A 12,943-nucleotide genomic window follows, 5' to 3' on the forward strand; every position below is an offset into this window, starting at 1 on the left:
CCGCGATGGCCACTCCCCTGTCCGACCCCTCTCTGTCCCCGCTCCGGACCGTCGCCGTGGTCGGCCTCGGCACCATGGGCACCGGCATCGCCGAGGTCCTGGCCGGGGCCGGCCGCGACGTCATCGGCATCGACGTCAGCGAGGCGCAGGCCGTCAAGGCCGTCGCCGCGCTCGAGTCCTCCACCGCCCGTGCCGTCGAGCGCGGGCGGCTGACCGAGCAGGAGCGCGCCGCAGCCCTGGGCCGCGTCCGCACCTCCACCGACCTGCGGGCGGCCGCCGACGCCGACCTGGTGATCGAGGTGGTTCCGGAGTCGTACGAGATCAAGCAGCGTGTCTTCCAGGAGCTGGACGGGATCGTGCGTCCGGAGACGATCCTGGCGACCGGCACCAACGCGCTGTCCGTCACGCGGCTGGCCGCGGACTCGGCCCGCCCGGAGCGGGTGCTCGGCCTGCACTTCTTCAACCCGGCGCCGGCGATGAAGCTGGTCGAGGTCGTCTCCTCGGTGCTGACCGCGCCCGCCGCCGTCACGGCCGTCACCGACCTCGCGCTCGACCTCGGCAAGGAGCCCGTCGCGGTCGGCGACCGGCCCGGGTTCGTCGCGGACGGGCTGCTGTTCGGCTACCTCAACCAAGCCGCCGCGATGTACGAGGCGAACTACGCCTCCCGCGAGGACATCGACGCCGCGATGCGGCTCGGCTGCGGTCTGCCGATGGGGCCGCTCGCTCTCCTCGACCTGGTGGGAGTGGACACCGCGCGCACGGTCCTGGAGGCCATGTACGCCGCCTCCCGGGACCGTCTGCACGCCCCCGCGCCGATCCTCAGGCAGCTCAGCGAGGCGGGCCTGACGGGGCGCAAGGCGGGCCGGGGCTTCTACACCTACGAGGCGCCCGGCAGCGCGGTCGTCGTGCCGGACGCGCAGACGCCGCGCGAGGGCGGCACCGCGGTCGCCGGGCGGCCGGTCCGCGCGGTGGGGGTGGCCGGTTCGGGCACCATGGCGTCCGGCATCGCGGAGGTGTTCGCCAAGGCCGGGTACGAGGTGGTGCTGGCCGCCCGCAGCGCGGAGAAGGCGCAGTCGGCCAAGGCCCGGATCGGCAAGTCCCTGGCCCGGTCGGTCGACAAGGGGCGGATGACCGCCGAGGCGGCAGCGCGGACCCTGGAGCTGATCACGCCGACGGGCACGTACGACGACTTCGCCGACGTCGACCTGGCCGTGGAGGCCGTCGCCGAGGACCTGGAGGTCAAGCGGCAGCTGTTCGGCACGCTGGACAAGGTCTGCAAGCCCGGCGCGGTCCTGGCCACCACGACGTCCTCCCTGCCGGTCGTCGCCTGCGCCCGCGCCACCTCGCGCCCGCAGGACGTGATCGGCATGCACTTCTTCAACCCGGCCCCCGCGATGAAGCTGGTCGAGGTGGTCCGCACGGTGCTGACCGCCGACGACGTGCACGCCACCGTCCACGAGGTCTGCGCCAAGGTGCGCAAGCACGCCGTGGACTGCGGCGACCGGGCCGGGTTCATCGTGAACGCGCTGCTGTTCCCGTACCTCAACAACGCGGTCAAGATGGTGCAGGAGCACTACGCGACCCTCGACGACATCGACGCGGCGATGAAGCTGGGCGGCGGCTACCCGATGGGCCCCTTCGAGCTGCTCGACGTGGTCGGACTGGACGTGTCGCTGGCCATCGAGAAGGTCCTGCACCGGGAGTTCCGCGACCCGGGGCTGGCGCCGGCGCCGCTGCTCGAGCACCTGGTGGCCGCGGGCTGCCTCGGCCGCAAGACGGGCCGCGGCTTCCGCGAGCATGCCCGCCGCTGAACGGCCGGGCGACTGGTTCAGGCCCGGGGAGGACTGGGGCGGGCTGCTCGATCCGGCCGGGTCTCCCCCGCCCAGCGCGGGCGGGGGAATCCCCGGTCACGCGCATGATTGCGCCCGCATGCAGTACGTTCGGGTCATGTCCCAGCCCGCCAAGTCCTCACGTACCTCAGCCACGTCCGACGCTCCGGAGAGCACGGCCGGCAGCCGGGCCGCCGCCCAGCGGCTCAAAATGCGCAGGGAACTGGCGGCGGCGGCGATGGAGCTGTTCGCGACCAAGGGGTACGAGGCGACGACCGTCGACGAGATCGCGGCACAGGCCGGAGTCGCCCGCCGCACCTTCTTCCGCCACTTCCGCTCCAAGGAAGAGGCGATCTTCCCGGACCACGACGACACCCTGGTGCGCGCCGAGGCGGTCCTCAACGCGGCGCCCGCGCACGAGCATCCGCTCGACACGGTGTGCCGCGGCATCAAGGAAGTCATGAAGATGTACGCGGCCCGGCCGGAGATCTCGGTCGCCCGCTACAAGCTGACGCGCGAGGTGCCCACGCTGCGCGAGGCCGAGATCGCGTCGGTGGCCCGTTACGAGCGCCTGTTCACCCGCTATCTGCTCGGCCACTTCGACGAGCACGCGCACGACGACGACGCCAACGACGACCCGCTGCTCGCGGAGGTCGCCGCGTCCGCCGTGGTCACCGCGCACAACCACGTGCTGCGGCGCTGGCTGCGGGCCGACGGACAGGGCGACGTGGAGGCCGAGCTCGACCACGCCTTCGCGATCGTGCGGAAGACCTTCGGCACGGGCATCGGGGCGGGCCGCAGCACGGCCTCCACTGCCCGTCCCGCCGCCTCCTCGGCCTCCGTGCAGGGCGAGGTGCTCGTGACGGTGGCGCGCACCGACGCGCCGCTGCACGAGGTCATGCGCACCATCGAGCAGGCGCTCAAGGAGCGCTGAGGGCTCCTTCCGCACTGTGACGACGGCCACCCACCGGGTGGCCGTTTTTGCATGTCGGTGCCCCTTTTTCACCGTCGCCGGGAGATGATTCGATCGATCATCGCTCATCTGTCGCGTAAAGAATTCATCTGAGAACAGTTTCTGGCACTCAGTGCCTTGCGAGGTGACACGCGGTGTCATACGTTGAAGGTGTTCGGGCTGTCCCCGCACCTCATCCCCTGCGCGTCCGAACGCCTGCGTCACAGGCACACACCCTCACCTCAGCAGCACCGACGTAATCCCCAGCGCCCCTCCCTCAGGGCGCTCACCGCCGGAGGCAACACCGTGACCGTGAAGGACATCCTGGACGCGATCCAGTCGCCCGACTCCACGAAGGCCGACATCGCCGCTCTGCCGCTGCCCGAGTCGTACCGCGCGATCACCGTGCACAAGGACGAGACGGAGATGTTCGCGGGCCTGGAGACCCGCGACAAGGACCCCCGCAAGTCGATCCACCTGGACGAGGTGCCGCTGCCCGAGCTGGGCCCGGGCGAGGCCCTGGTGGCCGTCATGGCCTCCTCGGTCAACTACAACTCGGTGTGGACCTCGATCTTCGAGCCGCTGTCCACCTTCGGGTTCCTGGAGCGCTACGGCCGCACCAACGAGCTGGCCAAGCGGCACGACCTGCCGTACCACATCATCGGCTCCGACCTCGCCGGCGTCGTCCTGCGCACCGGCCCGGGCGTCAACGCCTGGCAGCCGGGCGACGAGGTCGTCGCGCACTGCCTCTCCGTCGAGCTGGAGTCGTCCGACGGCCACAACGACACGATGCTCGACCCCGAGCAGCGGATCTGGGGCTTCGAGACCAACTTCGGCGGCCTGGCGGAGATCGCGCTGGTCAAGTCCAACCAGCTGATGCCGAAGCCGGACCACCTCAGCTGGGAGGAGGCAGCCGCTCCCGGCCTGGTCAACTCCACCGCGTACCGCCAGCTGGTCTCCCGCAACGGCGCCGGCATGAAGCAGGGCGACAACGTGCTCATCTGGGGCGCCAGCGGCGGACTCGGCTCGTACGCCACCCAGTTCGCCCTCGCCGGCGGCGCCAACCCGATCTGCGTCGTCTCCAGCGAGCAGAAGGCGGACATCTGCCGGTCGATGGGCGCCGACGCGATCATCGACCGCAACGCCGAGGGCTACAAGTTCTGGAAGGACGAGACCACCCAGGACCCCAAGGAGTGGAAGCGCTTCGGCAAGCGCATCCGCGAACTCACCGGCGGCGAGGACATCGACATCGTCTTCGAGCACCCCGGCCGCGAGACCTTCGGCGCCTCCGTCTTCGTCACCCGCAAGGGCGGCACCATCACCACCTGCGCCTCGACCTCGGGCTACATGCACGAGTACGACAACCGCTACCTGTGGATGTCCCTGAAGCGCATCATCGGCTCCCACTTCGCCAACTACCGCGAGGCCTGGGAGGCCAACCGCCTCATCGCCAAGGGCAAGATCCACCCCACGCTCTCCAAGGTGTACTCCCTCCAGGACACCGGCCAGGCGGCGTACGACGTCCACCGCAACCTCCACCAGGGCAAGGTCGGCGTGCTGTGCCTGGCCCCCGAGGAGGGACTGGGCGTGCGCGACCAGGAGAAGCGCGCCGAGCACCTCGACGCCATCAACCGCTTCCGGAACATCTGAGGAGCGCCGCATGACTGAGCGTCAGCCCGCCGACGGAAGGCGGGAGAAGGACCGGCCGTGGCTCATGCGCACCTACGCCGGTCACTCCACGGCCGAGGCGTCCAACGAGCTGTACCGGCGCAACCTCGCCAAGGGCCAGACGGGTCTGTCGGTCGCCTTCGACCTGCCGACCCAGACCGGGTACGACTCCGACCACGTCCTCGCCCGCGGCGAGGTCGGCCGGGTCGGCGTGCCGGTCGCGCACCTCGGTGACATGCGCCGGCTTTTCCAGGACATCCCCCTGGAGCAGATGAACACCTCGATGACCATCAACGCCACGGCCATGTGGCTGCTGGCGCTCTACCAGGTCGTCGCGGAGGAGCAGGGCGCGGACATCACCAAGCTCCAGGGCACGACCCAGAACGACATCGTCAAGGAGTACCTGTCCCGGGGGACGCACGTCTTCCCGCCGGGGCCCTCGCTCCGGCTGACGACCGACATGATCGCGTACACGGTCTCCCACCTGCCGAAGTGGAACCCGATCAACATCTGCAGCTACCACCTGCAGGAGGCGGGCGCCACACCGGTGCAGGAGATCGCGTACGCGATGTCCACCGCGATCGCCGTCCTGGACGCCGTGCGCGACAGCGGTCAGGTGCCGCAGGAGCGCATGGGCGACGTGGTCGGCCGCATCTCCTTCTTCGTCAACGCGGGCGTCCGCTTCGTCGAGGAGATGTGCAAGATGCGCGCCTTCGGCCGCATCTGGGACCGCGTCACCCGCGAGCGCTACGGCATCGAGGACCCCAAGCACCGCCGCTTCCGCTACGGCGTCCAGGTCAACTCCCTGGGCCTGACCGAGGCGCAGCCGGAGAACAACGTCCAGCGGATCGTGCTGGAGATGCTGGCCGTCACCCTCTCCAAGGACGCACGCGCGCGTGCCGTGCAGCTGCCGGCCTGGAACGAGGCGCTGGGCCTGCCCCGCCCGTGGGACCAGCAGTGGTCGCTGCGCATCCAGCAGGTGCTGGCGCACGAGAGCGACCTGCTGGAGTACGAGGACATCTTCGAGGGCTCGAAGGTGATCGAGGCGAAGGTCGACGAGCTGGTCGAGGCGGCCTTCGCGGAGATCGAGCGCATCCAGGAGATGGGCGGCGCGATGGCCGCCGTCGAGTCCGGCTACCTCAAGTCCCAGCTGGTCGCCTCCCACGCCGAGCGCCGGGCCCGGATCGAGTCCGGCGAGGAGAAGATCATCGGTGTCAACGCCTTCGAGGGCACCGAGCCCAACCCGCTGACCGCCGACCTGGACACCGCGATCCAGACGGTCGACCCGGCGGTGGAGGCCCGCGTCATCGCCTCGCTGGAGAACTGGCGCGACACCCGCTACCAGCCGCCCTTCAACCACCCGCGCCCCTGCAAGGCGCTGGAGAAGCTGAAGGAGGCCGCGCGCGGCACCGGCAACCTCATGGAGGCCACCCTGGAGTGCGCCCGCGCCGGCGCCACGACCGGCGAGTGGGCGGGGGCGCTGCGCGAGGTGTTCGGCGAGTTCCGCGCACCGACCGGGGTGTCCTCGGCGCCCGTCGCGGTCACCGCCGAGGAGGGTTCGGCCCTGTCGGAGGTGCGCCGCAAGGTGGAGCTGACGGCCAAGGAGATGGGCGTCGGCAAGCTCCGCTTCCTGGTCGGCAAGCCCGGCCTGGACGGCCACTCCAACGGCGCCGAGCAGATCGCCGTGCGCGCCCGCGACGCCGGGTTCGAGGTGGTCTACCAGGGCATCAGGCTCACCCCGGAGCAGATCGTGGACGCCGCTCTGGCGGAGGACGTGCACGCGGTGGGCCTGTCCATCCTGTCCGGCTCGCACGCGCAACTGGTGCCGGACGTACTCGAACGGCTCCGTGTGGCCGGTGCCACAGACATCCCGGTGATCGCCGGTGGCATCATCCCGAACGGTGACGCCGAGGAACTGCGGGCCGCGGGAGTGGCCGCGGTCTTCACCCCGAAGGACTTCGACATCACCGGCATCATCGGCCGGATCGTCGACGAGATCCGGAACGCGAACAAGCTCGACCCCCTGGAGGTCCCCGCATGACCGTCAACCGCCTGCGTCCGCGCCGCTCCTGCCTGGCGGTCCCGGGAAGCAACCCCCGCTTCCTGGAGAAGGCCCAGGGCCTCCCCGCCGACCAGGTCTTCCTCGACCTGGAGGACGCCTGCGCGCCGCTCGCCAAGCCCGAGGCGCGGCACACCATCGTCAAGTTCCTCAACGAGGGCGACTGGACCGGCAAGACCCGCGTCGTGCGCGTCAACGACTGGACGACCGAGTGGACGTACCGGGACGTCGTGACGGTGGTGGAGGGCGCGGGCCCGAACCTGGACTGCATCATGCTCCCGAAGGTCCAGGACGCCCAGCAGGTCGTCGCGCTGGACCTCCTGCTCACCCAGATCGAGAAGACCATGGGCTTCGAGGTCGGCCGCATCGGCATCGAGGCGCAGATCGAGAACGCGCAGGGCCTGAACAACGTGAACGAGATCGCGCAGGCCAGCCCGCGCGTGGAGACCATCATCTTCGGCCCGGCCGACTTCATGGCGTCCATCAACATGAAGTCGCTGGTCGTGGGCGAGCAGCCGCCCGGCTACCCGGCGGACGCCTACCACTACATCCTGATGAAGATCCTGATGGCCGCCCGCGCCAACAACCTCCAGGCGATCGACGGCCCCTACCTGCAGATCCGCAACGTGGACGGCTACCGCGAGGTCGCGCAGCGCGCCGCCGCCCTCGGCTTCGACGGCAAGTGGGTGCTGCACCCGGGCCAGGTCGAGGCGTCCAACGAGATCTTCTCGCCCTCCCAGGAGGACTACGACCACGCCGAGCTGATCCTGGACGCGTACGACTACTACACGTCCGAGGCGGGCGGCAAGAAGGGCTCGGCGATGCTCGGCGACGAGATGATCGACGAGGCCAGCCGCAAGATGGCGCTGGTCGTCTCGGGCAAGGGCCGCGCGGCCGGTATGCAGCGCACCAGCAAGTTCGAGATCCCGGAGGGCTGAGCGCGATGCAGTTCGGACGCACCTACGAGGAGTTCGAGGTCGGGGCGACCTACAAGCACTGGCCGGGGAAGACGGTCACGGAGTACGACGACCACCTGTTCTGTCTCCTCACCATGAACCACCACCCGCTCCACATGGACACGAACTACGCCGAGAAGACGACGGACTTCGGCAAGAACGTGGTGGTGGGCAACTACATCTACTCGCTCCTGCTCGGCATGTCGGTCCCGGACGTCTCCGGCAAGGCGATCGCCAACCTGGAGATCGAGTCGCTCAGGCACGTGGCGCCGACCTTCCACGGAGACACGATCTACGGCCAGACGACCGTGCTCGACAAGTGGCCCTCCAAGTCGAAGAACGACCGCGGCATCGTCCACGTCGAGACCAAGGGCTACAAGCAGGACGGCACCCTCGTGTGCGTCTTCCGCCGCAAGGTGATGGTGCCGACCGAGACGTACATCAAGGAGCGCGGCGGCGAGCAGCCCGGCCGGCCCGAGCTGAAGGAACAGGGGAAGTAGATGAGCCGCCTCGCCCAGACCCACGGCCTCACGGACATCCAGCGGGAGATCCTCTCCACCGTCCGGGACTTCGTGGACAAGGAGATCATCCCGGTCGCCACCGAGCTGGAACACCGGGACGAGTACCCGCAGGACATCGTGGACGGGCTCAAGGAACTGGGCCTGTTCGGCCTGATGATCCCGGAGGAGTACGGGGGCCTGGGCGAGTCGCTCCTGACCTACGCCCTGTGCGTGGAGGAGATCGCCCGCGGCTGGATGTCGGTGTCCGGCATCATCAACACGCACTTCATCGTGGCGTACATGCTCAAGCAGCACGGCACGCAGGAGCAGAAGGACCACTTCCTGCCCCGCATGGCCGCGGGCGACATCCGGGGCGCCTTCTCGATGTCCGAGCCGGCGCTGGGCTCCGACGTCTCGGCGATCTCCTCGAAGGCGGTGAAGGACGGTGAGGAGTACGTGCTGAACGGCCAGAAGATGTGGCTGACGAACGGCGGTACGTCGTCGCTCGTGGCCGTCCTGGTGAAGAGTGACGAGGGTCACCCCGAGGGGACCGCTCCCCACAAGTCGATGACGACCTTCCTGGTGGAGAAGGAGCCCGGTTTCGGAGAGGTCCGCCCGGGCCTGACCATCCCCGGCAAGATCGACAAGATGGGCTACAAGGGCGTCGACACCACCGAGCTCATCATGGACGGCCTGCGCATTCCGGCCAATCGGGTCCTCGGCGGCGTCACCGGCCGAGGTTTTTACCAAATGATGGACGGCGTGGAGGTGGGCCGCGTCAACGTGGCGGCCCGTGGCTGCGGCGTCGCTCAGCGTGCCTTCGAACTCGGTGTCCGGTACGCCCAGCAGCGTCACACTTTCGGCAAGCAGATCGCCCGGCACCAGGCCATCCAGTTCAAGCTCGCGGAGATGGCCACCAAGGTCGAGGCGGCGCATGCGATGATGGTGAACGCTGCACGCAAAAAGGACTCGGGCGAACGAAACGACCTGGAAGCGGGGATGGCCAAGTACCTCGCCTCCGAGTACTGCAAGGAGGTCGTGGAGGACGCCTTCCGGATCCACGGCGGGTACGGCTTCTCCAAGGAGTACGAGATCGAGCGCCTCTACCGCGAGGCGCCGATGCTGCTCATCGGCGAAGGCACCGCCGAGATCCAGAAAATGATCATCGGCCGCCGACTGCTCGAAGAGTATCGATTCCAGGGTTAGATGTCCGGATACGGGGTGTTTTCTTGGAGAAGAAGGTCACACCCCGTAGGCACTGTTCGGCCGTCGACTCGGCTTCCTGGCTTACCCAGTTGCGGCAGGAAGCCGCTACGATCGCCGGAAAGCCGCCGTCCCCCGTCAGAGCGCGGCATCATCCGCTACGAAGGTCATCCATGCCCCACAGCCAAACCTCTGCACCTCGCGACAGCCTCGCCGGCGTACGCCTCGCGCGCGGAGCATCGCCGTGGCTTCTGCCGACCGTCGCCACCGCAGCCGTCAGTCTCCTGCGTGCCCGCCGGTCCGGCGCCGCCAAGGCCGTCGCCGTCCCCGCCACCGCGCTCGCGGCGGGGATGCTGTGGTTCTTCCGCGACCCCGAGCGCGAGATCACCCGGGGCCGGGTCATCTCGCCCGCCGACGGTGTGGTGCAGAGCATCATGCCGTGGAAGGACGGACGCACCCGCGTCGCGATCTTCATGAGCCCGCTCAACGTCCACGTCAACCGGGCCCCGCTGTCGGGCACCGTGACGTCGGTCGAGCACGTGCCGGGCGGCTTCGTTCCCGCTTTCAACAAGGAGAGCGAGAACAACGAGCGCGTCGTGTGGCACTTCGACACCGAGCTCGGCGACATCGAGATGATCCAGATCGCCGGCGCGGTGGCCCGCCGCATCGTCCCGTACGTGCCGCAGGGCACGAAGGTCGAGCAGGGCGAGAGGGTCGGTCTGATCCGCTTCGGCTCCCGCGTCGACCTGTACCTGCCGGAGGGCGTAGAGGTGGATGTCGAGGTGGGCCAGAAGACGGTGGCTGGGGTGACTCGAATTGACCGTGATTGATCCACAGACCCAGGCCGGGTGGGTGCCGGAGGCCGACGAGGTGGACGACCAAGAGGAGATGCCGCTCTCGCTCCGCCTGTCGATAGCGGACACGCTCACGCTCGGCAACGCGACGTGCGGCTTCATGGCGGTGTACTTCACCACCACCGGCATCCTGATCCCGCACCTCATGGGCAGCGACGAGTCGGGCATGGCCCGGCACAGCGCGGCCACCGCGGTCATCCTGATGCTGTGCGCGGCGATCTTCGACCTGTTCGACGGTCTGGTCGCCCGCAAGCTGCGGTCCTCGCCCATGGGCGCGGAGCTGGACAACCTCTCCGACCTCATCAGCTTCGGCCTGGCACCGGCGTACTTCGTCCTCGTCTACGGCATGGTCGCGGACGACGCCTACCAGCGCGTGGCGGCGGTGGGGGCGATCGTGGTGCTGCTGGCGGTGGTGCTGCGGCTTGCGCGGTTCTCCTGCGTCACGGTCAAGGACGGCACGTTCCAGGGCATGCCGTCGCCGTTCGGGGCGCTGACGGTGGTGTCGATCGTCCTGCTCGAGCTGCCCTTCGTGGCGACGCTCCTGGCCATCCTCGGCACGGCCTGGCTGATGGTGAGCCGGGTCGAGTACCCGAAGCCCCGGGGGCGCCTCGCGGTGGCGATGCTGTCGTGGATCGTCCTGTCGATGGGCCTGCTGGCCGGCTGGGCCTTCGACGCGCCGAGCGGACAGCTGCTGCTGCAGACGGGGTGTGCGCTGCAGCTGGTGATGGGGGCGGTGATCCCCCTGTTCGCCACCGCTCGCAGGGTGAACAACTTCCGTGACAATCGGCGGGAGGCGCGGGCGGCGCAATTGCCGTAGCGCTCCGCTGGGTGGGGCCCCGGACCCGGGTTGGGTTCGGGGCCCTTTCGGTTGTGCCTGCCCGGCGTCGGTGTCGGCGTCCCTGGGGGCTCCGCCCCCCAGACCCCCGGCCTGTGCCCACCCACCACCGGACTCGGTTGGGACAGGGGTGAGGTCTCCAGCCCGTCCGGCGCTTGAGGACGAGGCCCGTTCAGAGCCGAAACGGGGGTCCGGGGGCGGAGCCCCCGGGGTCGGGAACGGGAAGGGGCGGCGGGGGCGAAACTCCCCTATGCGACGAAGTCCCGCGCGATGGACTCCGCCACCCGCTCCAGGATCGGCCCCGCATCCGCGATGCACTTCGCCACGTCCGGCTCGACATCCGTCAGCGGATACGCCCGCCGGATCCCCGCGCGCCCCAGCACCTCCGCCGGCAGCGCCAGCCGCCCGCACACCGCGACGACCTCCTTGCCCGCGGCCCGTGCCGCCGCCGCGACACCCGCCGGGGCCTTCCCGTGCAGGGTCTGCTCGTCCAGCGAGCCCTCCCCGGTGATGACCAGGTCCGCCCGCTCCAGCGCCGGCGCGAAGCCCAGCACGTCCAGCATCACCTCGATGCCGGGGCGGAACCGGGCGCCCAGCAGCATCGCGCCGAAGCCGATGCCGCCCGCCGCGCCCGCCCCCGGGGACGCGGCGTACTCGGCGGCCCGCGCGCCCACGCCCTCCGTCCCCTCCAGCACCTTCGCGAAGTGCGCGAGGGCGGCGTCCAGGGCCGTCACGTCGTCCGGCGAGGCACCCTTCTGCGGGCCGTAGACCGCCGGGGCGCCCTTCGGCCCCGTCAGCGGATTGTCGACGTCGCTCGCGAGTACCAGCTCCACGCCGGACAGCCGCGGGTCGAGACCGGACAGGTCGGCCGAGGCCAGGCCGGCGAGGCCGCCACCGCCCGGTGCGACGGGCGCCCCGTCCTCGTCCAGGAACCGCGCGCCCAGCGCGGCCAGCATCCCGGCACCGCCGTCCGTGGTGGCGCTGCCGCCGACCCCGAACACGATCGTCCGCGCCCCCGCGTCCAGCGCGGCCCGCAGCAGCTCACCCGAGCCGTACGTGGACGACGTCAGCGGCGCGAGGACGCCTTCCGGGAGCCGCTGGAGGCCACTGGCCTCGGCCATCTCCACCACCGCGGTGCCGTCGCGCAGCGCGTACGCCGCCGTCACCTCGTCGCCGAGGGGCCCGGCGACCCGCGCCTCCCGGCGCTCGAATCCGGCCGCGACCGCGGCGGCCACCGTGCCGTCGCCGCCGTCGGCGACGGGCAGCGCCTCGACCAGGACGTCCGGCACGACGCGGCGCAGTCCGGCCGTGACGCGCTCGGCGACCTCCACGGCCGTCAGCGACCCCTTGAACTTGTCCGCGGCGACGAGCACCCGGCGGGCCCCGTCCACAGCAGCGTCAGCCACCTTGATCTCCCCTTGCTCTCCGAGCCTTGCGCACGTCAAGGCAGTCGCGCCGCTGCGACCCTAACCGGAGGACACCCGCGCCGTCATGCCCTGCCCACACCGTGGAACCGGCCGTGCGCCCGCCCCGGGGGTGCCCCGGGCCCGGGGGCGGGCTCGTTAGGCTTTCGGGATGACCACTCCTGACTACGCCACCTACATCGCCGGTCTGCCCCGCGTCCTCGCCGGCGCCGCCGCGGTCTTCAGGGACGCCGGGGGGCGGGTGCTGCTCGTCGAGCCCAACTACCGCGAGGGGTGGGCGTTGCCCGGCGGGACGATCGAGTCCGACGACGGGGAGACCCCGCGGCAGGGCGCGTGGCGGGAGACCCTCGAGGAGATCGGCCTCGACGTGCGGATCGGCCGGCTGCTCGCGGTGGACTGGGTGCGCGGTGTGGGCAGGCCGCCGATCGTGGCGTACCTGTACGACGGCGGGGTCCTGTCCGAGGACGACCTCAAGGCGATCCGTCTGCAGGAGGAGGAGCTGCTGTCCTGGCGGCTGGTGCCGCGCGAGGACCTGGGCGGCCACCTGCTCGCCGAACTGCACGGCCGGGTGCTGGCCGCCCTGGACGTGCTGGCGGACGGCTCCGGCACGGCCGAGCTGGTCAACGGCGTCCGGGTCGACCGATAACCGTTCGCCGACCGCGC

Annotated in this window: 11 protein-coding genes; 10 read left to right on the forward strand and 1 reads right to left on the reverse strand. The window is 70.3% G+C overall.

Going from position 1 to position 12,943, the window contains the following annotated elements:
- Positions 1–5: 5 nt before the first annotated feature.
- The 9 genes from ABS735_RS24745 to pssA all read left to right on the forward strand — a co-directional run bounded on the left by ABS735_RS24745 (position 6) and on the right by pssA (position 10,838).
- Complete coding sequence (locus tag ABS735_RS24745) at positions 6–1,811, forward strand: 3-hydroxyacyl-CoA dehydrogenase family protein (RefSeq protein WP_373900367.1); 1,806 nt, start codon at positions 6–8, stop codon at positions 1,809–1,811.
- Between the two features lie 136 nt (positions 1,812–1,947).
- Positions 1,948–2,763, forward strand: a complete 816-nt coding sequence (locus ABS735_RS24750; RefSeq protein WP_373900366.1) for a TetR family transcriptional regulator — start codon at positions 1,948–1,950, stop codon at positions 2,761–2,763.
- A gap of 324 nt (positions 2,764–3,087) precedes the next feature.
- Entirely contained in the window at positions 3,088–4,431 is a 1,344-nt protein-coding gene (ccrA, locus tag ABS735_RS24755; RefSeq protein WP_373900365.1) for a crotonyl-CoA carboxylase/reductase, read from the forward strand.
- 10 nt (positions 4,432–4,441) lie between these two features.
- A complete protein-coding gene (locus ABS735_RS24760; protein WP_373900364.1) occupies positions 4,442–6,490 on the forward strand; it encodes a protein meaA in 2,049 nt (682 codons plus the stop codon).
- The gene (locus tag ABS735_RS24765; RefSeq protein WP_373900363.1) at positions 6,487–7,446 is read left to right on the forward strand and encodes an HpcH/HpaI aldolase/citrate lyase family protein; all 960 of its coding nucleotides are present in this window, start codon (positions 6,487–6,489) and stop codon (positions 7,444–7,446) included. Before ABS735_RS24760 ends, ABS735_RS24765 begins: the two co-directional genes overlap by 4 nt.
- Positions 7,447–7,451: 5 nt before the next feature.
- Positions 7,452–7,964, forward strand: coding sequence for a MaoC family dehydratase (locus tag ABS735_RS24770; protein ID WP_373900362.1), 513 nt, complete (start codon positions 7,452–7,454; stop codon positions 7,962–7,964).
- On the forward strand, positions 7,965–9,170 hold the full coding sequence (locus ABS735_RS24775) for an acyl-CoA dehydrogenase family protein (RefSeq protein ID WP_373900361.1): 1,206 nt from the start codon (positions 7,965–7,967) through the stop codon (positions 9,168–9,170). It begins immediately after the preceding gene.
- 170 nt (positions 9,171–9,340) lie between these two features.
- Positions 9,341–9,997: a phosphatidylserine decarboxylase gene (locus tag ABS735_RS24780; protein WP_007387958.1), complete on the forward strand. Its 657-nt coding sequence runs from the start codon at positions 9,341–9,343 to the stop codon at positions 9,995–9,997.
- A gap of 22 nt (positions 9,998–10,019) precedes the next feature.
- Positions 10,020–10,838 (forward strand): CDP-diacylglycerol--serine O-phosphatidyltransferase, encoded by an 819-nt coding sequence (gene pssA, locus ABS735_RS24785; protein ID WP_373901255.1) that lies wholly within the window; start codon positions 10,020–10,022, stop codon positions 10,836–10,838.
- A gap of 266 nt (positions 10,839–11,104) precedes the next feature.
- Here the strand turns inward: pssA and ABS735_RS24790 are convergent, their stop codons facing one another.
- Positions 11,105–12,247: a glycerate kinase gene (locus ABS735_RS24790; protein ID WP_373901254.1), complete on the reverse strand. Its 1,143-nt coding sequence runs from the start codon at positions 12,245–12,247 to the stop codon at positions 11,105–11,107.
- Positions 12,248–12,431: 184 nt separating this feature from the next.
- On the opposite strand from ABS735_RS24790, the gene ABS735_RS24795 reads away from it, so the two are divergent.
- Positions 12,432–12,926 (forward strand): NUDIX domain-containing protein, encoded by a 495-nt coding sequence (locus ABS735_RS24795; RefSeq protein ID WP_373900360.1) that lies wholly within the window; start codon positions 12,432–12,434, stop codon positions 12,924–12,926.
- The last annotated feature ends 17 nt before the right edge of the window (positions 12,927–12,943 follow it).

Origin of the sequence: Streptomyces sp. MMCC 100 (genome assembly GCF_041538145.2) — a bacterium.
Classification (GTDB): Bacteria; Actinomycetota; Actinomycetes; order Streptomycetales; family Streptomycetaceae; genus Streptomyces.